Annotated in this window: 22 protein-coding genes; 8 read left to right on the top strand and 14 right to left on the bottom strand. The window is 71.4% G+C overall.

Features of this window, described 5'->3' with window-relative positions:
• Window positions 1-119: 119 nt before the first annotated feature.
• The 3 genes from ACFRAR_RS34890 to ACFRAR_RS34880 form a co-directional block, all read right to left on the bottom strand.
• The gene (locus ACFRAR_RS34890; RefSeq protein WP_380703717.1) at window positions 120-491 is read right to left on the bottom strand and encodes a hypothetical protein; all 372 of its coding nucleotides are present in this window, start codon (window positions 489-491) and stop codon (window positions 120-122) included.
• A gap of 216 nt (window positions 492-707) precedes the next feature.
• Complete coding sequence (locus ACFRAR_RS34885; RefSeq protein ID WP_380703715.1) at window positions 708-1,865, bottom strand: adenosine deaminase; 1,158 nt, start codon at window positions 1,863-1,865, stop codon at window positions 708-710.
• A gap of 130 nt (window positions 1,866-1,995) precedes the next feature.
• A complete protein-coding gene (locus ACFRAR_RS34880; protein ID WP_380703713.1) occupies window positions 1,996-2,964 on the bottom strand; it encodes a LysR family transcriptional regulator in 969 nt (322 codons plus the stop codon).
• A 91-nt stretch (window positions 2,965-3,055) separates the two neighbouring features.
• Between ACFRAR_RS34880 and ACFRAR_RS34875 the strand changes: the two genes are divergently transcribed.
• Window positions 3,056-4,336 carry an MFS transporter gene (locus ACFRAR_RS34875; protein WP_380703711.1) on the top strand — a complete coding sequence of 427 codons (1,281 nt, stop codon included), beginning with the start codon at window positions 3,056-3,058 and terminating at the stop codon, window positions 4,334-4,336.
• Window positions 4,337-4,389: 53 nt separating this feature from the next.
• Here the strand turns inward: ACFRAR_RS34875 and ACFRAR_RS34870 are convergent, their stop codons facing one another.
• The 10 genes from ACFRAR_RS34870 to ACFRAR_RS34825 form a co-directional block, all read right to left on the bottom strand.
• Entirely contained in the window at window positions 4,390-4,725 is a 336-nt protein-coding gene (locus ACFRAR_RS34870) for a helix-turn-helix domain-containing protein (RefSeq protein ID WP_380703709.1), read from the bottom strand.
• Window positions 4,722-4,901 carry a hypothetical protein gene (locus ACFRAR_RS34865; protein WP_380703707.1) on the bottom strand — a complete coding sequence of 60 codons (180 nt, stop codon included), beginning with the start codon at window positions 4,899-4,901 and terminating at the stop codon, window positions 4,722-4,724. The genes ACFRAR_RS34870 and ACFRAR_RS34865 overlap by 4 nt, the downstream gene beginning before the upstream one ends.
• A 46-nt stretch (window positions 4,902-4,947) precedes the next feature.
• Complete coding sequence (locus ACFRAR_RS34860; protein WP_380703704.1) at window positions 4,948-6,225, bottom strand: thymidine phosphorylase; 1,278 nt, start codon at window positions 6,223-6,225, stop codon at window positions 4,948-4,950.
• A 96-nt stretch (window positions 6,226-6,321) separates the two neighbouring features.
• Window positions 6,322-6,732, bottom strand: a complete 411-nt coding sequence (locus ACFRAR_RS34855) for a cytidine deaminase (protein WP_380703702.1) — start codon at window positions 6,730-6,732, stop codon at window positions 6,322-6,324.
• Window positions 6,729-7,994, bottom strand: a complete 1,266-nt coding sequence (locus tag ACFRAR_RS34850; protein ID WP_380703700.1) for an ABC transporter permease — start codon at window positions 7,992-7,994, stop codon at window positions 6,729-6,731. Before ACFRAR_RS34850 ends, ACFRAR_RS34855 begins: the two co-directional genes overlap by 4 nt.
• Window positions 7,991-9,151, bottom strand: coding sequence for an ABC transporter permease (locus ACFRAR_RS34845; RefSeq protein ID WP_380703698.1), 1,161 nt, complete (start codon window positions 9,149-9,151; stop codon window positions 7,991-7,993). Before ACFRAR_RS34845 ends, ACFRAR_RS34850 begins: the two co-directional genes overlap by 4 nt.
• Before the next feature lie 3 nt (window positions 9,152-9,154).
• Window positions 9,155-10,687 carry an ABC transporter ATP-binding protein gene (locus tag ACFRAR_RS34840; RefSeq protein ID WP_380703719.1) on the bottom strand — a complete coding sequence of 511 codons (1,533 nt, stop codon included), beginning with the start codon at window positions 10,685-10,687 and terminating at the stop codon, window positions 9,155-9,157.
• A gap of 348 nt (window positions 10,688-11,035) precedes the next feature.
• On the bottom strand, window positions 11,036-12,100 hold the full coding sequence (locus ACFRAR_RS34835) for a BMP family protein (protein WP_380703696.1): 1,065 nt from the start codon (window positions 12,098-12,100) through the stop codon (window positions 11,036-11,038).
• Window positions 12,101-12,373: 273 nt separating this feature from the next.
• Window positions 12,374-13,627, bottom strand: coding sequence for an amidohydrolase (locus tag ACFRAR_RS34830; RefSeq protein ID WP_380703694.1), 1,254 nt, complete (start codon window positions 13,625-13,627; stop codon window positions 12,374-12,376).
• A 212-nt stretch (window positions 13,628-13,839) separates the two neighbouring features.
• Window positions 13,840-15,429 (bottom strand): methylmalonyl-CoA mutase, encoded by a 1,590-nt coding sequence (locus tag ACFRAR_RS34825; RefSeq protein WP_380703692.1) that lies wholly within the window; start codon window positions 15,427-15,429, stop codon window positions 13,840-13,842.
• A gap of 120 nt (window positions 15,430-15,549) precedes the next feature.
• Between ACFRAR_RS34825 and ACFRAR_RS34820 the strand changes: the two genes are divergently transcribed.
• The 6 genes from ACFRAR_RS34820 (at window position 15,550) to ACFRAR_RS34795 (ending at window position 20,866) form a co-directional block, all read left to right on the top strand.
• Window positions 15,550-16,305, top strand: coding sequence for an SDR family oxidoreductase (locus tag ACFRAR_RS34820; protein WP_380703690.1), 756 nt, complete (start codon window positions 15,550-15,552; stop codon window positions 16,303-16,305).
• 318 nt (window positions 16,306-16,623) lie between these two features.
• Window positions 16,624-17,109: a 2-oxo-4-hydroxy-4-carboxy-5-ureidoimidazoline decarboxylase gene (locus tag ACFRAR_RS34815; protein ID WP_380703688.1), complete on the top strand. Its 486-nt coding sequence runs from the start codon at window positions 16,624-16,626 to the stop codon at window positions 17,107-17,109.
• Between the two features lie 309 nt (window positions 17,110-17,418).
• Window positions 17,419-17,799: a succinate dehydrogenase, cytochrome b556 subunit gene (gene sdhC / locus ACFRAR_RS34810; RefSeq protein ID WP_316523755.1), complete on the top strand. Its 381-nt coding sequence runs from the start codon at window positions 17,419-17,421 to the stop codon at window positions 17,797-17,799.
• Between the two features lie 8 nt (window positions 17,800-17,807).
• Window positions 17,808-18,299: a succinate dehydrogenase, hydrophobic membrane anchor protein gene (gene sdhD / locus ACFRAR_RS34805; protein WP_380703685.1), complete on the top strand. Its 492-nt coding sequence runs from the start codon at window positions 17,808-17,810 to the stop codon at window positions 18,297-18,299.
• A 51-nt stretch (window positions 18,300-18,350) separates the two neighbouring features.
• The gene (gene sdhA / locus ACFRAR_RS34800) at window positions 18,351-20,093 is read left to right on the top strand and encodes a succinate dehydrogenase flavoprotein subunit (protein WP_380703683.1); all 1,743 of its coding nucleotides are present in this window, start codon (window positions 18,351-18,353) and stop codon (window positions 20,091-20,093) included.
• Window positions 20,093-20,866 (top strand): succinate dehydrogenase iron-sulfur subunit, encoded by a 774-nt coding sequence (locus ACFRAR_RS34795; protein ID WP_380703681.1) that lies wholly within the window; start codon window positions 20,093-20,095, stop codon window positions 20,864-20,866. Before sdhA ends, ACFRAR_RS34795 begins: the two co-directional genes overlap by 1 nt.
• Window positions 20,867-20,948: 82 nt before the next feature.
• Here the strand turns inward: ACFRAR_RS34795 and ACFRAR_RS34790 are convergent, their stop codons facing one another.
• Window positions 20,949-21,206 (bottom strand): SCO4848 family membrane protein, encoded by a 258-nt coding sequence (locus ACFRAR_RS34790; RefSeq protein ID WP_380703679.1) that lies wholly within the window; start codon window positions 21,204-21,206, stop codon window positions 20,949-20,951.
• Between the two features lie 136 nt (window positions 21,207-21,342).
• Here ACFRAR_RS34790 and ACFRAR_RS34785 point away from each other — a divergent pair.
• Window positions 21,343-22,375, top strand: a 1,033-nt coding sequence (locus tag ACFRAR_RS34785; RefSeq protein ID WP_380703677.1) for a D-alanyl-D-alanine carboxypeptidase family protein, incomplete at its 3' end; no start/stop codon positions are given.

The raw sequence follows: 22,375 nt of genomic DNA, 5'->3' as shown, positions 1-22,375 counted from the left end.
GTGACGCGGCCGTCGGCGACGGACACCTTCACCTGGTGGCCCGCCGAGTGGACCAGAGCTTGGGGGGTGCCGTCCGCTGTGCGGTCGTAGCTGATGGTGTGGCCGTTGCGGTCTCCGGCTCAGCCGGTCAGGCCGGGGAGGGCCGGGAGGGTGCTGGTCAGCCCGCCGATCGGGGTCTTGTCCAGGCCCGGGATGGTCGGGATGGCGGCGCGCTGCTGGGTGACGCCCGCCAGCGGGGTGTCGCCGGTCGGGACGGCCTGGCCGACGCTCGGGGCGAGGGCGCCCAGCGTCTCGGTCACCTTGCCGGCGGCGGGCAGCTTGGCGGCGGTTTCGGTGACCGCGCCGGTCACCGCCGGGTTCGTCAGCGCGCTGGTGGGCAGCCCGAGGCCGCCGGCCGCCTGGCCGTCGGCCGCGGAGGCGGTGCCGGCGCCGACCGCCGCGATGGCGATGCCGAGCGCCGCGGTGCCGGCGGCCTTGAGAGCCTGCTTCATGGTTGGTCCCCTTTGGGTCCTCGTCGGTGGCCGACTTGCACGCACGGGACCGGCGGACGGGCGACCGCCGCCGCGACGTGTCGGCATGACTGGCACACCGTAGTGAGCCGGTCGCGCGGGAACCAAAGGGCGTTAACTCACCCGAGTGAGTAGTCCGATGAACGCCAACTCCCTTGCAGGAAGTCGGCGTTCATCCGACCGGAGCCCGGAAGCCGTTCAGTTGCCGCCGACACCCACGCTGAACAGCCACTCCGCCTTCAGCTCGGCGTAGCCCGGCTTGATCACGTCGTTGATCATCGCCAGCCGCTCGTCGAAGGGCAGGAACGCGGACTTCATCGCGTTCACCGTGAACCACTCCAGGTCCCCCAGGGTGTAGCCGAAGGCGTCCACCACGTGCCCGAACTCCCGGCTCATGCTGGTGCCGCTCATCAGCCGGTTGTCGGTGTTCACGGTGACCCGGAACTTCAGCCGGCTGAGCAGCCCGATCGGGTGCTCGGCGTACGAAGCGGCGGCTCCGGTCTGGATGTTGGAGGTCGGGCACATCTCCAGCGGGATGCGCTTGTCGCGCACGTACGCGGCCAGTCGGCCGAGCTCGACCGCGCCGTCCTCGCCCACCGTGATGTCGTCGACGATCCGCACGCCGTGGCCGAGCCGGTCGGCGCCGCAGCACTGCAGGGCCTCCCAGATCGACGGCAGGCCGAAGGCCTCGCCCGCGTGGATGGTGAAGTGGTTGTTCTCGCCCTTGAGGTAGTCGAAGGCGGCCTGGTGGCGGGTGGGGGGGAAGCCCGCCTCGGCACCGGCGATGTCGAAGCCGACGACGCCGCGGTCCCGGTGACGGTTGGCCAGTTCGGCGATCTCGGTGGACCGGGCGGCGTGCCGCATCGCGGTCAGCAGGGTGCCGACGCGGATCCGGTGGCCGGCCTCGCGAGCGTTGGCCTCTCCGAGGCGGAAGCCCTCCTGGACGGCGTCGACGACCTCGTCGAGGCTCAGCCCGGCTTCCAGGTGCTGCTCGGGGGCGTAGCGGACCTCGGCGTACACGACGCCGTCGGCGGCCAGGTCCTCGGCGCAGTCCGCGGCGACCCTGACCAGCGCCTCACGGGTCTGCATCACGGCGCAGGTGTGCGCGAAGGTCTCCAGGTAGCGGACCAGCGAGCCGGAGTCGGCGGCCTCGCGGAACCACTCGCCGAGTTCCTTCGGGTCGGTGGTGGGCAGGCCCTGGTAGCCGCAGGCGGCGGCCAGCTCGACCACGGTCTCCGGGCGCAGCCCGCCGTCCAGGTGGTCGTGCAGGAGGACCTTCGGCGCGCGGCGGATCTGGTCGGCGGTGGGGATGCGCGGGCCGGTGCCCGCGGTGGTGACGGGGATCTGCTGTTCCATTGCGGAAATATAGCCCCTACGCGCGTAGACCGACCACCGCGAACACCACCGGATGGTCCAAACTCCATGCGGAATTCCACCGCCTGGTCCATACGATCCACCAAGGCGTCAGACCACCGCCGCCACGGCGTCAGTCGTGCTGCACCAGCCGGCCGCGCCGGGAGAGCACGAAGTCCCGGAACGCCGCCGCCGGCGGGGCCAGCGGCCGCCCCGCCACCCAGGCCAGCCCGATCGCCCGCCGGGTGCGCGGCGCCGTCACCTCCAGCTCCACCACACCCGGCCGCGGCACCAGGGCCGGCGGCAGCAGCGCCACCCCCAGCCCGGCCGCCACCAGCCCGCGCAGCGTCTCCGCCTCCTCCCCCTCGAACGCCAGCCGCGGCACGAACCCGGCCTCGGCACAGAAACCGTCCGTGATCACGCGCAGCCCGTACCCCTGCTCCAGTCCGACGAACGGCTCCTCGGCCACCTCCGCCAGCCGGATCCGCCGCCGCCCGGCCAGCCGGTGGTCCGCCGGGACGACCAGGTGCAGCCGCTGCTCGTCCAGCGGGCGGGCGGCGAACGCCGGGTCGTCCGGCAGCGGCGCGACCAGACACAGGTCCAGCTCCCCGGCCCGCAACCGCTCCAGCATCGCCGCGCCGTAGTCCTGCACCAGCTGGAACCGCACCCGCGGACGCTCCGCGCGGAAGCCGCGCAGCAGCGCCGGCACCGCGTCCGGACCCATCGTGTGCAGGAACCCGAAGGACACCAGGCCCACCTCCGGGTCCGCCTCCGCCCGGGCCGCCGCCGCACCGCGCTCGACCTCCGCCAGCGCCCGCTCCACCGAGGCCAGCAGCAGCCGGCCCGCCCTGGTCAGCCGGACCGCACGGCCCTGACGGGCCAGCAGGTCCACCCCCAGGTCCTCCTCCAGCCGGGCCACCGCGCGGGACAGCGTCGGCTGCGGCACCCCGAGCAGCGCGGCCGCCTGGGTCACGTGCTCCAGCCGGGCCACCGCCGCGAACTGGGCCAGCCGGGGCGCCAGCAGCACGGCCGGCTCCTCCGGGCCCAACCCGGCCGCCCGGTACCGCTGCTCGCCACCGTCCACCGACTCCGGACCGGACATCGCCCACCACCTCGACTCATACGCCAGTGCATCGATCATCCATGCTTCATGCATTGGACGCATCAACGGGGGCGGGCCTACGGTCGACGCCATGCAGCCCTCCGATACCAGGGCATCCGCGACCACCCCGGATGCCGCCCCCCGCGCCGCCACCGCGGACGACCGCCTCCACCCCGGCCTGCGCGCCTTCCGCCGCGCCAACCTGGCCCTGTTCGCCGCCGGGGTCGCGACCTTCGTCCTGCTCTACTCCACCCAGGGCCTGCTGCCGATCCTCTCGGCCGACCTCGGCCTCACCCCCGGCCAGGCCAGCTGGACGGCCTCCGCCGCCACCCTCGGCCTCGCCCTCGGGCTGCTCCCGGCCAGCGCGCTCTCCGACCGGTACGGCCGCACCTCGGTGATGACGGCCTCCACGCTCGCCGCCTCCGCACTCGCCCTCGCCCTGCCCTTCGCGCCGGACCTCACCACCCTCGTCGCACTGCGGGTCCTCCAGGGCGTCGCCCTCGCCGGGCTCCCGGCCACCGCCATGGCCTACCTCGCCGAGGAGGTCCACCCCAGCGCGCTGCCCTCCGCGATGGGCCTGTACGTGGCCGGCAACAGCATCGGCGGCATGGGCGGCCGGCTGCTCTCCGGCTGGACCGCCGCCGGACTCGGCTGGCGCTGGGGCCTCGCCGCCTCCGCCGTCCTCGCGCTGCTCGCCACCCTCGCCTTCCGGCTGCTGATCCCCGCCGCCCGGCACTTCACCCCCGCCCCGGTGGACGCCCGCGCGCTCGCCCGCACCGTCGGACGGCACCTGCGCAACCCGCTGCTGGTGCGGCTGTACGCGCTCGGCATGCTGTTCATGGCCGTGTTCGGCGCGGTCTACAACACCGTCGGCTACCGGCTGATCGCCGCGCCGTTCCACCTGCCGGAGTCGATCGCCGCCTCGATCTTCGTGGTCTACCTGGTCGGCACCGGCACCTCCGCCGCGGCCGGCCGGCTCTCCGGCCGCCTCGGCCGGCGCGGTGCCCTCTACGTCTCCGTCGGGGTGACCGCGGCCGGCCTGCTGCTCTCCCTCGCCGAGTCCCTGGCCTGCGCCCTGCTCGGCCTGGTCCTGATCACCGCCGGCTTCTTCGCCGGCCACGCCACCGCCTCCTCCTCGGTCGGCCGCACCGCCACCGAGGGCCGCGCCCAGGCCTCCGCCCTCTACCTGATCGCCTACTACCTCGGCAACAGCCTCGGCGGGACCCTCGGCGCCGACGCCTACCACGCCACCGGCTGGCCCGGCGCCGCCACCGTCGGCCTCACCGCCATGGCCCTCGCCGCCGCCGTCACCCTCTACGCCACCCACCAGGCCCACGCCTCCCGGCGGACGGCCCCCGCCGTCCGGGCCTGAGCGCGCAGAGGGGCCCGCACCCGCCGAGCGGGTACGGGCCCCGGGGTGCTCGCTCAGGCCGCCGGGGCCTGGAAACGGACGGTGGTCTCGGTGTCAGTGGCGTGAATGTCGAAATCCGCGTCCAGCGCCTTCGCCAGCCGCTGCAGCAACGGGAGCGTGGGCACGACGCCGGATCCCTCGATGGACTCGATCTCGTCCTCGGTCATGTCGGCCCGACGCGCCACTTCGGCCTCCGACAGGCCAAGCGCGGTGCGACGGTCGTAGAGGGCCTGTGCGAACGCCCTGGAATAGCGCATCTCCAGCCGAAACGCGGCCGTCTCCGGGCTTTCCTCCACCTGTTCACCCAGCAGCTGGCGTGTGCGGCGGGTCTTCCACTGGAAGTGGTTCATCGCAGCAGCCTTCCTTTCGGGACGATCCGGCTGAACTCCTCGTGAGCGGGCTCGTGTTCAGACTCGCAGATCTTCTGGGCCCACAGCGCTCGGGTGGAATAGTGCCGGTCCGGCAGCCCGTGAAGCCAGTCACGGACCTCGGGTTCGATCTCGACCGTGAAGCGGTCAACTTCCATGTGCGGCAGCGTAGGGCACGCCGCCGCACATGGAGTAATCGTATGACTACGCGATGCGGTCGAGGACGATCGGGTTCGGGGTGAAGGCGGTGCCCGCCGGGGCGACCTCGATGGCGCCGGTCAGGGCCTCGACGGCGTAGTCGAAGCGCTCCGGGGTGTCGGTGTGGAGGGTCAGCAGGGGCCGGCCGGCCGTCACGGTGTCGCCGGGCTTGGCGTGCATCTCGACGCCGGCACCGGCCTGGACCGGGTCCTCCTTGCGGGCACGGCCGGCGCCCAGGCGCCAGGCGCAGACGCCGATCGCGTAGGCGTCCAGCGCGGTGAGCACGCCGGAGGCGGGGGCCGGGATGACGTGCTGCTCGCGGGCGACCGGGAGCGGGGCGTCGACGTCGCCGCCCTGGGCGGCGATCATGCGGCGCCAGTGGTCCATCGCGGAGCCGTCGCGCAGCGCGTCCGCCGGGTCCTTGCCGTGCACGCCGGCCGCGGCGAGCATCTCGCGGGCGAGCGCGAGGGTCAGCTCGACGACGTCGGCCGGGCCGCCGCCCGCCAGCACCTCCAGGGACTCGCGGACCTCCAGGGCGTTGCCCGCGGTGAGGCCGAGCGGGGTGGACATGTCGGTGAGCAGGGCGACGGTGTTGACCCCGGCGGTGGTGCCCAGGCCGACCATGGTGCGGGCCAGTTCGCGGGCGTCGTCCAGGTTCTTCATGAAGGCGCCGGAGCCGACCTTGACGTCCAGGACGAGTGCGCCGGTGCCCTCGGCGATCTTCTTGGACATGATCGAGGACGCGATCAGCGGGATGGCCTCGACGGTGCCGGTGACGTCGCGCAGCGCGTACAGCTTCTTGTCGGCCGGCGCGAGGCCGTCGCCCGCCGCGCAGATCACCGCGCCGGCGGAGCGCAGCACGTCCAGCATCTCCTCGTTGGAGAGCAGGGCGCGCCAGCCGGGGATGGACTCCAGCTTGTCGAGGGTGCCGCCGGTGTGGCCGAGGCCGCGGCCGGACAGCTGCGGGACGGCGGCGCCGCAGGCGGCGACCAGCGGGGCGAGCGGCAGGGTGATCTTGTCGCCGACGCCGCCGGTGGAGTGCTTGTCGCTGGTGGGCAGCGGCAGCGAGGAGAAGTCCATCCGGACGCCGGAGCGGATCATGGCGTCGGTCCAGCGGCTGATCTCGTGCGGCTTCATCCCGTTCAGCAGGATCGCCATCGCCAGCGCGGACATCTGCTCGTCGGCGACCTCGCCGCGGGTGTAGGCGTCGATGACCCAGTCGATCTGAGCGTCGCTCAGCTCTCCGCGATCGCGCTTGGTCCTGATGACGGAGATGGCGTCCATGCGTGCTCCAAGAGGGGTTTCAAAAGCGAAGAGTGTCGCGAGATGACCGGGTTCCGGCCCACTCGCGACACTCTACGCGCGTAACAGAATCAGCGGCTAGAGCCGTTCAGGCCCGAACGCGTCCGGCAGGACCTCGCTCATCGGCTTGATGCCCGAAGGCAGTTCGACCAGCAGGCCGGGTCCTCCGTGCTCGTACAGCAGCTGGCGGCAGCGCCCGCACGGCATCAGCAGTTCGCCGGCGCCGTCCACGCAGGTGAAGGCGACCAGCCGGCCGCCGCCGGAGGAGTGCAGCGCGGACACCAGCCCGCACTCGGCGCACAGCCCGAGCCCGTACGAGGCGTTCTCCACGTTGCAGCCGGAGACCACCCGGCCGTCGTCCACCAGCGCCGCCGCGCCGACCGGGAAGCCGCTGTACGGCGCGTACGCGCGGCCCATGGCCTCGCGCGCCGCCGAACGCAGCAGCTCCCAGTCCACCGCGGACGGCGCCTGCGGCCCGGGGGCGGTCACTTGCCCTGGCCCTTGCGGTAGATCTGGCCGTCCGCCTTCGGCATCCGCAGCCGCTGCGAGGCCAGCGAGAGCACCACCAGGGTGATCAGGTACGGCGTGGCGACGATCAGCGGGCGCTGCACCTCGTCGGTGAGCGAGTACCAGGCGATCAGGCCGCCGGCCACCACGAAGGAGATCACCGTCGCGGTGTACTTGCGGCGGTACAGCTGCCAGAGCGCGAGCAGGACCATCGCGATGCCCACGATCAGGATCAGTACGTGCACCGACCCCGGGTCGCGCAGCTGGAGGCTGTCGGTGAAGCCGAACAGGCCGGCGCCCATGGCGAGGCCGCCGGGCATCCAGTTGCCGAAGATCATCGCGGCGAGGCCGATGAAGCCGCGGCCGAGGGTCTGGCCGTCCTTGTAGAAGTGCGCCGCGACCAGCGAGAGGTACGCCCCGCCGAGGCCGGCGAAGGCGCCGGAGGCGATGACCGCGAGGTACTTGTACTTGTAGACGTTGACGCCCAGCGACTCGGCGGCGGTCGGGTTCTCACCGCAGGAGCGCAGCCGCAGACCGAACACCGTGCGCCAGAGCGCGAAGTAGCTGACCACGATCAGCGCGCCGGCCAGCAGCACGACCACCGAGATGTTGGTGACCAGGCCGCCGAGCACGCCCGCGATGTCCGAGACGAAGAACCAGTGGTGGCTCTCGATGTCCTTCAGCCAGGAGGACAGGCCCGGGACGGTGATGTACGGCAGCGGGTCCGCCGGCGGGGACTGGTTCTGGCCGGCACCGGCCGAGACGTAGTCCTTGTAGTAGATCCGGTTGACGTACGCGCAGATGCCGGGGATCAGCAGGTTGATGCCGACGCCGGAGACGATGTGGTCGACGCCGAAGGTGACGGTGACGACCGCGTGCAGCAGTCCTCCGACGGCCCCGCCCAGCATGCCGGCCAGCAGGCCGACCCACGGGTTGACCAGGTAGCCCGCCCAGGCGCCGCAGAAGGTGCCGGCGACCATCATGCCTTCGAGGCCGATGTTGACCACGCCGGCCCGCTCGGACCAGAGACCGCCGAGACCGGCCATGCCGATCGGCACGGCCGCGCCGAGCGCGGCGGTGACCTGCCCGGAGGAGGTCAGCGAGTGGTTGCCGGTGGCCATGCCCACGGCGGAGAACAGCACCAGGGCGCCCGCGATCAGGAGCAGGACGACCGGCCAGGACAGCTTGCGCTTCTTCGCGGGTGCGCCCGACGCCTTCGGGCGGGCAGCGGTGGCCGTGCTCATGCGGACACCTCCTTCTTCTCACTGTTCGCGGCGACCTGGGCGGCGAGCTGGGCGCCGACCTTCTGCTGCTGGCGCTTCAGGCCGTAGCGGCGCACCAGCTCGTACGCGACGACGACGCAGATGACGATGGTGCCCTTCATGACGTCGACGATCTCGAAGGGGAAGCCGCCCTGGAGCGGCAGCACCGAGCCGGTGACGTCCAGGAAGGCGAACAGCAGCGCCGCGAAGGCCATGCCGATCGGGCTGTTGCGGCCGAGCAGGGCGATCGAGATGCCCAGGAAGCCCAGACCGGGCTGGAAGCTCTGGCCGAAGTAGTACGAGTTCTGCAGCAGCTCGGGCAGGCCGATCAGACCGGCGATCGCGCCGGAGACCACCATCGAGATGACCACCATGCGCTTGACGTTCACGCCGGAGGCGGTCGCGGCGGACTCCGAGCGGCCGGTGGCGCGCAGGTCGAAGCCGAACCGGGTGCGGGTCAGCACGAACTGGAAGACCACGCCGACCAGGGCGGCCACGAAGATGAAGCCCCAGAGCGTGCCGCCGGCCGTCTCCATCGAGAAGAAGTGGCTGGACTGGGAGATCGGCTCGGTCTGGATCGAGTTGGTGGTGCCGCTGGTCTTCGGCGCGAAGATGCCGGGGACGAGCAGCAGGCCGATGATCGCGGTCGCGATGGAGTTCAGCATGATGGTCGAGATGACCTCGCTGACACCGCGGTAGACCTTCAGCAGACCGGCGACGCTCGCGTACAGACCACCGACGAGCATGGCGGTGAGCAGCAGCAGCGGGATCTGGATGAAGGCCGGCAGGTCCAGCTTGGCGCCGACGAAGGCCGCGAACAGCGCCGCGACCTTGTACTGGCCCTCGACGCCGATGTTGAACAGGTTCATCCGGAACCCGAACGCGGCGGCCGCGGCGGCCAGGTAGTAGGTGGTGGACCGGTTGAGGATGCCCACCTGGCCGTCCGACTTGCCGGCGTACGTGAGCATCACGTTCCACGCGTCGAACGGGTTCTTGCCCGAGGTCGCCAGCAGGACCGAACAGATCACGATGGAGAGCAGGACCGCGAGCACCGGCGCCGCCAGTGCCAGCACGATCCGCTCGCTGCTGAACCGCTGGGCCAGGCCGGGCTTGGCGGCGGCGGGGTTGGGACTGGTCATGGGTTACTCCCCCGCCTGCGGGTCGTCGGCGGTGTCGGTGGGCTGGTGCCCGGCCTCGGCCTCGGCCTCGGTGCCCTCGGCCGCGACGGCCCGCGCGTCGGCGACGGCCTCCGGCTCGGACTCGAGGTGGCCGCTGGCGGCGCCGGTCATCGCGGTGCCGAGGTCCTCGGCGGTGACGGTGGCCGGGTCGGCGTCGGCGACCAGGCGGCCTCGGTAGATCACCCGGATGGTGTCGGACAGGCCGATCAGCTCGTCCAGGTCGGCGGAGATCAGCAGGACGGCCAGGCCGGCCCGCTGGGCGACCCGGATGTGCTCCCAGATCTGCGCCTGGGCGCCGACGTCCACACCGCGGGTGGGGTGGGCGGCGATCAGCAGCTTGGGCTGGTGGCTCATCTCGCGGCCGATGATCAGCTTCTGCTGGTTGCCGCCGGAGAGCGAGGCCGCGGTGACCTCGATGCCGGGGGTGCGGACGTCGTACTCCTCGACGATCCGCCAGGTGTCCGTGCGGGCGGCGGTCGGGTCGAGCAGCAGGCCCTTGGAGTTGGGCTCCTCGGTGACGTGGCCGAGGATGCGGTTCTCCCAGAGCGGGGCCTCCAGCAGCAGGCCGTGCCGGTGCCGGTCCTCGGGGATGTACCCGATGCCGGCCTCGCGGCGGGCCCGGGTCTGGGTGCCGGAGAGGTCCTCGCCGTCCAGGGTGACGGTGCCGGCGTTCAGCGCCAGCATGCCCATGACGGCCTCGACCAGCTCGGCCTGGCCGTTGCCCTCGACACCGGCGATGCCGAGGATCTCGCCCTTGTGGATGCGCAGCGAGATGTCGTCCAGGACGACGCGCTCGATGCCCTCGGCGTCGGTCTTGGCGATCCGCAGGCCCTCGATGTCGAGCATCACGGTGTCGGTGACGGTCGACTCGCGGCTCTCCGGGGAGGGCAGCTCGGCGCCGACCATCAGCTCGGCGAGCTGACGGGCGGTGACGGCCTTCGGGTCGGCGTCGCCGACCGTGGTACCGCGCCGGATGACGCTGATCGCGTCGGCCACCGCGAGCACCTCGTGCAGCTTGTGCGAGATGAAGATGACGGTGACGCCCTCGGACTTGAGGTCGCGCAGGTTGTCGAACAGCGCGTCGACCTCCTGCGGGACCAGCACGGCCGTGGGCTCGTCGAGGATCAGGATCTTGGCGCCGCGGTACAGCACCTTGAGGATCTCGACGCGCTGGCGGTCGGCGACGCCGAGGTCCTCGACCAGGGCGTCCGGGCGCACGCCCAGGCCGTACTGGTCGGAGATCTCCTTGATCTTCGCCTTCGCCCTGGCGCCGATGCCGTGGAGCTTCTCCCCGCCGAGGACGACGTTCTCCCACACCGTGAGGTTGTCGGCGAGCATGAAGTGCTGGTGCACCATGCCGACACCGCGGGAGATGGCGTCGCCGGGGGTGTTGAACTCGCACGTCTCGCCGTTGATCGCGATGGTGCCCTCGTCCGGCTTCTGCATGCCGTAGAGGATCTTCATCAGCGTCGACTTGCCGGCGCCGTTCTCCCCCATCAGGGCGTGCACGGTGCCGGTGCGGACGGTGAGGTTGATGTCGTGGTTGGCCACGACACCGGGGAAGCGCTTGGTGATGCCGCGCAGTTCGACGGCCGGCGTCGCCGTCCCCGCGCTGGGGGTGCCGTCCTCGTGGAGCGGGACGGGGTCGGATGCGGTGATGGCGATCTCCTGGTGGTCTGGAGGCGCGTCGTTGCGCTGGGAGGGCCAAGGGGGTGAACGTGGGGACGGAACGGGGCCCGGGGGTGCGCGTTCAGCGCACCCTGCCGGGCCCCTCCCGTGAACTGTGCGGATCCGTCGCGCCGCCTGGCAGGCGGCAGGCGCGGCGGCGTCCGGGACGCGCGGTCCTTACTTGTTGGACGGCGCGGTCGGGATGGTGGTCGCGCCGGACTTGATCGCCTCGGCGGCGGCCTTCAGCTTGTCCTGGATGTCGTCCAGCTTGCCGCCGGTGGTGGCGAGCGAGACGCCGTCGGCCTTCAGGTCGAACAGCTTGACGCCGGTCGGGTTCTGACCCTTCTTGACCGAGTCGATGTACGAGAACACCGCGGTGTCGACGTTCTTGACCATCGAGGTCAGGATGCTGTTCTTGTACTTCGCCAGGGCCGGCTGGCTGGCCTGGTCGGAGTCGACGCCGATGGCCAGGGCGCCCTGCTTGTTGGCGACGGCCTCGATGGCGCCGTTGCCGGAGGAGCCGGCGGCGGCGTAGATGACGTCCGCGCCCTTGTCGAGCTGGCCCTGCGCGGCCTCCTTGCCCTTGTCGGGCGAGGCGAAGCCGGTGAAGTCCGGCGGGGTCGTCAGGTAGGTGGTCTCGACCGTGATGTTCGGGTCGACGGACTTCACACCCGCCGTGTAACCGGCCTCGAACTTCTTGATCAGCTCGGACTGCACACCGCCGATGAAGCCGACGTGCTTGGTCTTCGACTTGTTCGCGGCGGCGACACCGGCCAGGTACGAACCCTCCTGCTCGGCGAAGAGCAGCGAGGTGACGTTGGCCGGCTGGTCCTTGTCGTTCGAGTCGATGATCGCGAACTTGACGTTCGGGTTGTCCTTGGCGACCTTGTTGACGGCCGGCTGGTAGACGAAGCCGACCGCGACGATCGTCTTGTAGCCCGCGTCGATCAGGTTCTTGAGGCGGGTCTCCTTGTCGGCCTCGGCCTCGCCCTGCTTGGCCTCGGCCTCGGTCACCGCGACGCCCAGGTCGGACTTGGCCTTGTCGAGACCACGGGCGGCGGAGTCGTTGAACGACTGGTCGCCACGGCCGCCGATGTCGTAGGCCATGCCGACCTTGAGCGAGCCGTCGCCCGAACCGGCAGCGGAGGAGGTGTCGGTGCTCTTTGCGCCGCAAGCGGCGAGCGAGGCCATGCCCAGGGAACCTGAGAGCACAACCGCGGCGAGCTTCATTGAACGGCGCAAGGGGGTATCTCCTTCTACACGCAACCGTTTGGCGTGGTCGGACGCCACCGTAACGCGCGTAGAACACGGTTGTGTTACGGGCTGGTAGCGCCTCCGGGTTGTTACCAAACCGTGGTCTGATGTTCTTCCTGAGGCGCTAACCCGTGCGCGGACGGTGATCCGAGGTCGGTTTGGCCCAGTTTACGGACCCTTTCCGGCGCCTCGGATCGCCACGACCCCAACGGTGCTGACGATCCCGTCACACGGCGGCAACACCGCTCCCGGGACCGCCGGTCAGCTGCCGTCCGCCTCCAGGGCCAGCGCCGAGAACAGCTCCACGCCGACGCCGATCGCCCGCTCGTCCACGTCGAACCTGCCCTGATGCAGGTCCCTGACGGTGGCGTCGCCGGGCGCGCGGACACCGAGCCGGGCCAGCGCGCCCGGGGCGTGCTCCAGGTACCAGGAGAAGTCCTCGCCACCCAGGCTCTGTTCGGTGCCCTCCACCACCACGGCGCCGTCGCCGGCGAACCGGGCGTGCATCACCTCGTCCAGCCGCGCGACCGAGACCGCCTCGTTGACCACCGGCGGCACGCCGCGGTGGTAGTCCAGCGTCCACTTGGCCCGGTAGGTCTCGGACAGCTTGGCGATCAGCTCGTGCAGCAGGTCCGGCGCCTCGCGCCAGCCGTCCAGCTCCAGGCAGCGGACGGTGCCCTCCAGTTCGGCGTGCTGCGGGATGACGTTGGGCGCGGAGCCGGAGGCGATCCGCCCCCAGACGAGGCTGACGCCCCAGCGCGGGTCCATCCGGCGGGCCAGCATGCCCGGGAGGTCGGCGGCCGCCTTGGCGACCGCGGTGACCAGGTCGGTGGTCAGGTGCGGGCGGGCGGTGTGCCCGCCGGGGCCGTCCAGGTGGAGCACCAGGCGGTCGCAGGCCGAGGTGATCGCCCCGACCCTCAGCGCGATCCGGCCGACCTCCACCTTCGGGTCGCAGTGCACCGCGAAGATCCGCCCGACGCCCTCCATCCCGCCGGCCTTGATCACGTCCAGCGCGCCGCCGGGCATGACCTCCTCGGCGGGCTGGAACACCAGCCGGACGGGGCGGCGCAGCTCTCCGGCACGGACGGCCTCGGCCAGCACCAGGCCGGTGCCGAGCAGCACCGAGGTGTGCACGTCGTGCCCGCAGGCGTGGGCCCGGCCGGGGACGGAGGAGCGGTACGGCACGTCGGTCTTGGCGTCGTCGATCGGCAGCGCGTCGATGTCGGCGCGGAAGGCCAGGAGCTCCGTGCCCAGGGTGGTGCCGGGCGGGACGATGTCGACGAGCATTCCGGTGCCGCCGGGCAGCACCCGGGGTTCGAGGCCGGCCGCCACCAGCCGGTCGCGCAGCAACCCGGTGGTGCGGAACTCCTGGCGGCCCAGCTCCGGGTGCCGGTGCAGATCACGACGGAAGGCGACCAGCTCGGGCTCCAGCGCGCGGACCCGCTCACGGAGATCGGCGGCAGGGCGTGCGACGGCGAGAGTGGCGCCCGACTGAGCGGGCTCAGGACGGTTCATCCCGCCAAGCGTAGGCCTGTTGGGGGGATTTGGCCCGACTTCCGGAAAATTAGTCTCCGGATGGGCGCATACCGGCCGGACAGGTGGGTATGACATCTCGTTTCAGCCGCCTTCCCCGGGTTGCGTGACCTGTGCAACGATCCCCCACGCCGCCGGTCACGGCCGACACCTCCGCGACGGCACCGTCACGTTGACGGGTGTTCAACAGGGCGTCAGAAGCGCTCCACCGGAACGTACGTCCCCCACACCCCGCGCAGCGCGTCGCAGACCTCGCCGACGGTGGCCCGGGCGGCCAGCGCCTCCTTCATCGGGTACAGCACGACCTCCGTCCCCTCGGCGGCGCGGCGCAGCGCGTCCAGCGCCCGGCCGACCTCCCCGGCGGAGCGCTCGGCCCGCAGCCGGGCCAGCCGCCGGGCCTGCCGCTCCTCGATCGCCGGGTCCACCCGCAGCGGCCGGTACGGCTCCTCCGTGTCCGACCGGAAGCGGTTGACGCCGACCACGGTCCGCTCGCCGGAGTCGGTCTCCCGCTGGAGCCGGTAGGCGGTGCGCTCGATCTCGCCCTTCTGGTAGCCCTGTTCGATCGCGGCCACGGCGCCGCCCCGCTCCTCGATCCGGTCCATCAGCGCCCGCGCGGCGGCCTCCACCTCGTCGGTGAGCGACTCGACGGCGTAGGAACCGGCGAACGGGTCGACGGTGGCGGTCACGTCGGTCTCGTACGCGAGCACCTGCTGGGTGCGCAGGGCGAGCCGGGCGGCCTTCTCGGTCGGCAGCGCGATCGCCTCGTCGAAGCCGTTGGTGTGCAGCGACTGGGTGCCGCCGAGCACCGCGGCGAGCGCCTGCACGGTGACCCGGGCCAGGTTGACCTCGGGCTGCTGGGCGGTGAGCTGCACTCCCGCGGTCTGGGTGTGGAACCGCAGCATCTGCGAGCGCGGATCCCGGGCGCCGAATCCGTCCCGCATGACTCTGGCCCAAATCCTGCGTGCGGCCCGGAACTTGGCCACTTCCTCCAACAGGGTCGTACGGGCCACGAAGAAGAAGGAGAGGCGGGGCGCGAAGTCGTCGACGGCCATTCCGGCGGCGAGCGCGGTGCGGACGTAGGCGATGCCGTTGGCCAGGGTGAAGGCGATCTCCTGCGCGGGACCGGCCCCGGCCTCGGCCATGTGGTAGCCGGAGATGGAGATGGTGTTCCAGCGCGGCATCTCGGCCCGGCAGTACCGGAACACGTCGGCGGTCAGCCGCAGCGAGGGCTGCGGCGGGAAGATGTAGGTGCCGCGGGCGATGTACTCCTTCAGCACGTCGTTCTGGACCGTGCCGGTGAGCGCGGCCGGCGCCACCCCCTGGGCCTCGCCGACGAGTCGGTAGAGGAGCAGGAGCAGGGCGGCGGGCGCGTTGATGGTCATCGACGTGGACACCGCGCCGAGCGGGATGCCGTCGAACAGCACCGCCATGTCCTCGACGCTGTCCACCGCCACGCCCACCCGGCCGACCTCCCCGGCGGCGGGCGGCGCGTCCGAGTCGTAGCCCATCTGGGTGGGCAGGTCGAAGGCGACCGAGAGGCCGGTGCCGCCGCCCGCGATCAGCTGCCGGTAGCGGGCGTTGGACTCGGCGGCGGTGCCGAAGCCCGCGTACTGGCGCATCGTCCAGGGCCGGCCGGTGTACATCGTCGGGTAGACGCCCCGGGTGTAGGGGTACTCCCCCGGCCGGCCCAGCCGGGCGGCGGCGTCCCAGCCGGTCAGGGACCCGGGTCCGTACAACGGCTCGATCCCGAAGCCCGACTCGGCGCGGCGCGGCTCGGCGGCCATGGGGTCCCTCCGGAGCTGGGGCGTGGTCGGTCCTCCTGGTCCAGGGTCCGGCCGGCCCGCCGGGGCGGCGACGCGGTTGAGATGATCGGGTGAACGACCGATGAGCCCCAGGGAGTGGCGATGACCGAGCAGAAGGTGGCCGTGGTCACCGGTGCCAGCAGCGGAATCGGCGCGGCGACCGCCCGCCGGCTGGCCGCCGAAGGATTCGAGGTGGTGTTGACCGCCCGCCGCACCGAGCGCGTCGAGGCGCTGGCGAAGGAGATCGGCGCCGGCGGCGGTTCGGCGCGGGCCGTCACCCTGGACGTGACCGACCGGGCCGCCGTGGACGCCTTCGCGGCCGGGGTCGGCCGGGTGGACGTCCTGGTGAACAACGCCGGCGGCGCGATCGGCGCCGAGACCGTCGAGCACGGCGACCCGGCCGACTGGCGGGCCATGTACGAGGTGAACGTGCTCGGCGTGCTGCACGTGACCCAGGCCCTGCTGCCGGCCCTGCGGGCCACCGGCGACGGCACGGTGCTGGTGCTCTCCTCGACCGCCGCGCTGGCCGCGTACGAGGGCGGCGGCGGGTACGTCGCCGCCAAGCACGCCGCCCACACCATCGCGGCCACGCTGCGGCTGGAGCTGTGCGGGGAGCCCATCCGGGTGATCGAGATCGCGCCCGGCATGGTGAAGTCCGAGGGCTTCGCGGTCACCCGCTTCCGCGGCGACGAGGAGAAGGCCGCCGCGGTGTACGCGGGCGTGGCCGAACCGCTCACCTCGGAGGACGTCGCGGACACCGTGGCGTGGGCGGTCACCAGGCCCTCGCACGTGAACATCGACCTGCTGGTGGTCCGCCCGCGGGCGCAGGCCGCCAACCACAAGGTCCACCGCGCCTGAGCCGTGCCGATGACGGGGAGGGCGCTGACAACGGGGAGGGCGCGGGCGACGGGGAGGGCGCTGACGCCCGGGCGTCAACGTCACAACTTGATAGCTCGTCCGGATGAATTCGGCGCGCGCCCTCCCCATCTGATGAGCGCTCAACTACCTTTGAGGCGCTGACGGACCGGCCCCGAGCGCCCCTCCGCGGCCCCATACTCCAGCTACGCCATCCACCCCACTTCACCGGCACCTTCCCGCCCTCAGGAGGAGGACCCGCTGGCCAGCGACATCCCGTCACAGCGGCTCGACGCCAGAACAGAGCCGACCCTCCTCGGGTTGCACCGCTTCAACGAAGCCGACGCCGGCGCCGCCGAGGAGGCCCTGTTGGCCTGCTGCGGCAGCCACCGCTGGGCCCTGCGACTCACCGCGCACCGGCCCTACCCCGACATCGAGTCCCTGCTGGCCGCCGCCAGCGAGGCCTCCTACGACCTCCGCCCGGCCGACCTCGCCGAGGCGCTGGCCGACGAGAGCTGGATGCCGCAGCCGCTGCTCGGCATGCGCGCTCCCGGCAGCCAGGCCGCGCACACCGCGCTGCGGGCGGCGCACGCCGCCTACGAGGCCCGGTTCGGCCACGTCTTCGTGGTCTGCCTGGAACGGGTCGCCCCGGAGGAGATGCTCGACACCGTGCTCTCCTCCATCCGCACCCGGCTCGCCAACGACCCGGACGAGGAACGGCTGATCGCGGCCGACGAGCTCCGCCGGATCGCCCTCACCCGCCTGGAGCACCTGGTCGCCACCCATTCGGAGGCCGCGGCGCGCTGAACCACGGCCGTACTCGCGGGCGCACCCCACTTCCCGGGCAGGCGCGCGCGAGTGCGGCCGCGCCCGGTTCACCCGGGAGGGGGATCCGGGTCGACACCTCGTGCGAGCGATCGGTCACCCGTCGTGACGATCGCCGGTTCGGTTCCCGCCCAACTAGGCCAGAAGTGCCTGATTGATCACACCTGGGGCCCCCGGAGGCGCGCCACGACAAGGCGTCGATAGGATGCTGGCGGCCGGTGGACCGTACCCGGCCGGGCTGACCGACACCGAAGCCGGCCGAGCCCCCAATCGCTTCCGGAGGGTTTTTCCGTGCCGGCTGGAACGCTGTACCGCGGCCGGGAAGGCATGTGGAGCTGGGTGGCTCATCGAGTCACCGGCGTCCTCATCTTCTTCTTCCTGTTCGCCCACGTCCTGGACACCGCCCTCGTGCGAGTGTCGCCGGAGTCCTACGACACCGTCATCCAGACGTACAAGACTCCCCTCGTGAACCTGATGGAGTACGGCCTGGTGGCCGCCATCCTGTTCCACGCCCTGAACGGCCTGCGGGTCGTGGCGGTGGACTTCTGGGCCAAGGGCCCGAAGTACCAGAAGCAGATGCTCTGGACCGTCGTCGGAGTCTGGGTCGTCCTGATGGCCGGTTCCTTCTACGGGATCCTCCAGCACACGCTGATCTCCTGGTTCGGGAAGTGAGCCGAGACATGTCCACGGAATACTCCGACGCCATCGTCGTCCCTTCCAAGCAGGCGCACACCGGCAAGGGACTGGGCACCGGCAACCCGGCCGACGCGTTCGTCATCGAGCCTCCGCGCAAGCGGACCGGCAAGACCCCGCGTCGCACCCGCACCAACTTCGAGATGCTGGCCTGGCTCTTCATGCGCCTGTCCGGTGTCGTCCTGGTCGTGCTGATCCTCGGCCACCTGCTGATCATGCTGGTGCTCGACGGCGGCGTCTCCAAGATCGGTTTCGCCTTCGTGGCCGGCCGCTGGGCCTCGCCGTTCTGGCAGGGCTGGGACCTTCTGATGCTCTGGCTCGCCATGCTGCACGGCGCCAACGGCATGCGTCAGGTCATCAACGACTACGCCGAGAAGGACTCGACCCGGCTCTGGCTCAAGGGACTCATGGGTACCGCCACGGTCTTCACCGTGCTGCTGGGCACCCTGGTGATCTTCACCTTCGACCCCAACATCTGAGCCGCGAGCACCATCGACCATCGGCAGAGGCCAGAGGCGAGTTAACCCCCCATGCAGATTCACCAGTACGACACCGTCATCGTCGGCGCCGGCGGCGCCGGCATGCGCGCGGCCATCGAGTCGACGCAGCGCAGCCGCACCGCCGTCCTGACCAAGCTCTACCCGACCCGGTCCCACACCGGCGCGGCCCAGGGCGGCATGTGCGCCGCCCTGGCCAACGTCGAGGAGGACAACTGGGAGTGGCACACCTTCGACACGGTCAAGGGCGGTGACTACCTGGTCGACCAGGACGCCGCCGAGATCATGTGCAAGGAGGCCATCGACGCCGTCCTCGACCTGGAGAAGATGGGTCTGCCCTTCTCCCGCACCGAGCAGGGCCGGATCGACCAGCGCCGCTTCGGCGGTCACTCCCGCAACCACGGCGAGGCCCCGGTCCGCCGCTCGTGCTACGCGGCCGACCGCACCGGCCACATGATCCTCCAGACGCTGTTCCAGAACTGCGTCAAGCACGGCGTCGAGTTCTTCAACGAGTTCTACGTCCTCGACCTGCTGATCAACGAGGGCAAGACGGCCGGCGTCGTCGCCTACGAGCTGGCCACCGGCGAGATCCACGTCTTCCAGGCCAAGTCGGTCGTGTTCGCCTCCGGCGGCACCGGCAAGTTCTTCAAGGTCTCCTCCAACGCCCACACCCTCACCGGTGACGGCCAGGCCCTGGTCTACCGCCGCGGCCTGCCGCTGGAGGACATGGAGTTCTTCCAGTTCCACCCGACGGGCATCTGGCGCATGGGCATCCTGCTCACCGAGGGCGCCCGCGGCGAGGGCGGCATCCTGCGCAACAAGGACGGCGAGCGCTTCATGGAGCGCTACGCCCCCGTCATGAAGGACCTCGCGTCCCGTGACGTCTGCTCCCGCGCGATCTACACCGAGATCCGCGAGGGCCGCGGCTGCGGTCCCGAGGGCGACCACGTCTACCTCGACCTGACCCACCTGCCGCCGGAGCAGCTGGACGCCAAGCTGCCGGACATCACCGAGTTCGCGCGCACCTACCTCGGCATCGAGCCCTACACGGACCCGATCCCGATCCAGCCCACCGCGCACTACGCCATGGGCGGCATCCCGACCAACGTCGAGGGTGAGGTCCTGCGCAACAACACGGACGTCGTCCCGGGCCTGTACGCGGCCGGCGAGGTCGCCTGCGTCTCCGTGCACGGCGCCAACCGCCTGGGCACCAACTCGCTGCTGGACATCAACGTGTTCGGCCGTCGCGCGGGCATCGCCGCCGCCGACTTCGCCAACGCGAACGGGTTCGTCGAGCTGCCGGAGAACCCGGAGGAGAAGGTGCAGGCGCTGATCGACGGCCTGCGCGAGTCCACCGGGACCGAGTCCGTGGGGCAGATCCGCAAGGAGCTGCAGGAGACCATGGACGCCAACGCGATGGTGTACCGCACCGGCGCCACCCTGAAGCAGGCGGTCGAGGACATCGCCGCGCTGAAGGAGCGTTACAAGCACGTCTCCATCCAGGACAAGGGCTTCCGTTACAACACGGACCTCCTGGAGGCCGTCGAGCTGGGCAACCTGCTCGACCTGGCCGAGGTCCTGGCCGTCTCCGCGCTGGCCCGCGAGGAGTCCCGCGGCGGCCACTACCGCGAGGACTTCCCGACCCGTGACGACGTGAAGTTCATGCAGCACACCATGGCGTACCAGGAGGTCGCCGCCGACGGCAGCACCTCCATCCGCCTCGACTACAAGCCGGTCGTCACGACCCGCTACCAGCCGATGGAGCGTAAGTACTGATGAGCACTCCGACCCTGGAGAAGCACTCGGCCGCTCTGGACGCGGTCGAAGCCGGTGCCGTCCAGCCGATCACCGTCACCTTCCGGATCCGCCGGTTCAACCCGGAGGAGCACCCGGACCCGGTGTGGGTCGACTACCAGCTGACGATGGACCCGAAGGAGCGCGTCCTGGACGCGCTCAACAAGATCAAGTGGGAGCAGGACGGCACCCTCACCTACCGCCGTTCCTGCGCCCACGGCATCTGCGGCTCCGACGCCATGCGGATCAACGGCCGCAACCGGCTGGCGTGCAAGACCCTGATCAAGGACGTCGACCCGGAGAAGCCGATCACGATCGAGGCCATCAAGGGCCTGACGGTCCTCAAGGACCTGGTCGTGGACATGGACCCGTTCTTCCAGGCGTACAAGGACGTCATGCCGTTCCTCATCACCAAGGGGAACGAGCCGACCCGGGAGCGCCTGCAGTCCGCCGAGGACCGCGAGCGCTTCGACGACACCACCAAGTGCATCCTGTGCGCCGCGTGCACGTCGTCCTGCCCGGTGTTCTGGAACGACGGCCAGTACTTCGGCCCGGCCGCCATCGTCAACGCGCACCGCTTCATCTTCGACTCGCGCGACGAGGGTGCCGAGCAGCGCCTGGAGATCCTCAACGACCGTGAGGGCGTGTGGCGCTGCCGCACCACCTTCAACTGCTCCGAGGCCTGCCCGCGTGGCATCGAGGTCACCAAGGCGATCCAGGAAGTGAAGCGGGCGCTGGTCACCCGCCGCTTCTGATCCCCGCCTGACGGCCCGCAGGCCCCGCCCGATCCTCGGATCGGGCGGGGCCTGCGGCGTTTCCCGGGACGCTGAGGCCCGCTCAGTCGGTGGCCGGAGTGCGGCGGCCGGCGCGCAGGCCGCGGACGCCGATGCCGCCGACGGCGATGCCGAGGACGAAGGAGGTGACGGCGAGGAGGAGGTGGACCCAGAAGAAGGCGGTGGGCTGGGAGTGGTCGCCGTTGGTGAAGGCCTGGCCGCCGGAGTCCTTCCACAGGTTCTTGACGAAGGTCGTCCAGATGATCATCGACCAGACCCCGAAGGCGGTCAGGAACCAGGAGGTGCGGCGGCTGAGCTTCATGGGGGTCCTCGGCATGTGAAGGCGGTGTGCCTCCCCAGTATGCGCGGGCCGCCGATCGGCGTAGGGCGGGCCCCTCCTGCGGAGGACCGGCCCGGAGGGGCGGGCACCGGGGGCCGGGAGTGGGTACGGTCTGCTGGTGCCCACATCCCGTCACACGTTCGCGCGCCTGTGCGCCGCGGCCACCGCGGCCTTACCGGTACTGCTCGCCGCTCCGGCGGGCGCGGCTCCGCAGCAGCCGCCGCCATCGGCCGCGGTCGGCGGCGAGCGGCTCGGGCTCCCCGGGGTCCAGGTCGCCCCGATGGCGGGCGCCCCGCCGCTGCCCTCCGACCTCACCGGCCAGTCCTGGATGGTGTCCGACCTGGCGTCCGGCGAGGTGCTGGCGGCCAGCAACCCGCATCTCCGGCTGCCCCCGGCGAGCACCCTGAAGATCCTCTTCGCGGACACCGTGCTGCCCAAGTTCGACCGCGACGCGGTGCACCGGGTGGCCGACGAGGAGATCCAGGGGATCGGCCCCGGCAGCAGCCTGGTCGGCATCAAGGAGAACCTGGACTACCGGGTCGAGGACCTGTGGCGCGGGGTGTTCCTGAGCTCCGGCAACGACGCGGTGCACGTCCTGGCGCACATGAACGGCGGCGTCCCGCGGACCGTCACCGAGATGCAGGCGCGGGCCGACGCTCTCCAGGCACGGGACACCAGGGTGATCTCCCCGGACGGCTACGACATGGACGGCCAGGTCTCCTCGGCCTACGACCTGTCGCTGTTCGCCCGGGCCGGCCTGCGCAACGCGGACTTCCGGATGTACTGCGCCACCCGGGACGCGATGTTCCCGGGCGCCGTCGACAAGGACGGCCGGCGCGGCAGCTTCGGGATCGCCAACACCGACCGGCTGCTGGGCAAGTACCCGGGCCTGATCGGCGTGAAGAACGGCACCACCACCAACGCCGGCTCGACCTTCGTCGGCGCCGCCGAGCGGGGCGGACGCACCCTGCTGGTCACCGTGATGCACCCGGCGAGCTACCAGAAGGTGTACGACGAGACGGCCGCCCTGCTGGACTGGGGCTTCGCCGCGGCCGGCAAGGTGCAGCCGGTCGGCAGGCTGGTCGACGAGCTCCGGCCCGAGAGCGCCGAGCCGACCGGCCAGACCGACGGCGCGGCCGGCTCGCCCGCAC

Source organism: Kitasatospora sp. NPDC056651 (assembly GCF_042792155.1).
In the GTDB taxonomy this organism is placed as follows: Bacteria; Actinomycetota; Actinomycetes; order Streptomycetales; family Streptomycetaceae; genus Kitasatospora.
The sequence above is the reverse complement of the archived record's forward strand: the minus strand, read 5'-3'. Positions and strand labels throughout refer to the sequence as shown.

Coding starts and splice junctions, on each gene's coding strand:
- ACFRAR_RS34830 (WP_380703694.1), bottom strand. CDS start 13,627: ATGAACCGTCCTGAGCCCGCTCAGTCGGGCGCCACTCTCGCCGTCGCA.
- ACFRAR_RS34820 (WP_380703690.1), top strand. CDS start 15,550: ATGACCGAGCAGAAGGTGGCCGTGGTCACCGGTGCCAGCAGCGGAATC.
- ACFRAR_RS34850 (WP_380703700.1), bottom strand. CDS start 7,994: ATGAGCACGGCCACCGCTGCCCGCCCGAAGGCGTCGGGCGCACCCGCG.
- sdhA (WP_380703683.1), top strand. CDS start 18,351: ATGCAGATTCACCAGTACGACACCGTCATCGTCGGCGCCGGCGGCGCC.
- ACFRAR_RS34880 (WP_380703713.1), bottom strand. CDS start 2,964: ATGTCCGGTCCGGAGTCGGTGGACGGTGGCGAGCAGCGGTACCGGGCG.
- ACFRAR_RS34825 (WP_380703692.1), bottom strand. CDS start 15,429: ATGGCCGCCGAGCCGCGCCGCGCCGAGTCGGGCTTCGGGATCGAGCCG.
- ACFRAR_RS34875 (WP_380703711.1), top strand. CDS start 3,056: ATGCAGCCCTCCGATACCAGGGCATCCGCGACCACCCCGGATGCCGCC.
- ACFRAR_RS34890 (WP_380703717.1), bottom strand. CDS start 491: ATGAAGCAGGCTCTCAAGGCCGCCGGCACCGCGGCGCTCGGCATCGCC.
- ACFRAR_RS34790 (WP_380703679.1), bottom strand. CDS start 21,206: ATGAAGCTCAGCCGCCGCACCTCCTGGTTCCTGACCGCCTTCGGGGTC.
- sdhD (WP_380703685.1), top strand. CDS start 17,808: ATGTCCACGGAATACTCCGACGCCATCGTCGTCCCTTCCAAGCAGGCG.
- ACFRAR_RS34845 (WP_380703698.1), bottom strand. CDS start 9,151: ATGACCAGTCCCAACCCCGCCGCCGCCAAGCCCGGCCTGGCCCAGCGG.
- ACFRAR_RS34865 (WP_380703707.1), bottom strand. CDS start 4,901: ATGGAAGTTGACCGCTTCACGGTCGAGATCGAACCCGAGGTCCGTGAC.
- ACFRAR_RS34885 (WP_380703715.1), bottom strand. CDS start 1,865: ATGGAACAGCAGATCCCCGTCACCACCGCGGGCACCGGCCCGCGCATC.
- ACFRAR_RS34795 (WP_380703681.1), top strand. CDS start 20,093: ATGAGCACTCCGACCCTGGAGAAGCACTCGGCCGCTCTGGACGCGGTC.
- ACFRAR_RS34860 (WP_380703704.1), bottom strand. CDS start 6,225: ATGGACGCCATCTCCGTCATCAGGACCAAGCGCGATCGCGGAGAGCTG.
- ACFRAR_RS34870 (WP_380703709.1), bottom strand. CDS start 4,725: ATGAACCACTTCCAGTGGAAGACCCGCCGCACACGCCAGCTGCTGGGT.
- ACFRAR_RS34840 (WP_380703719.1), bottom strand. CDS start 10,687: ATGGGGGAGAACGGCGCCGGCAAGTCGACGCTGATGAAGATCCTCTAC.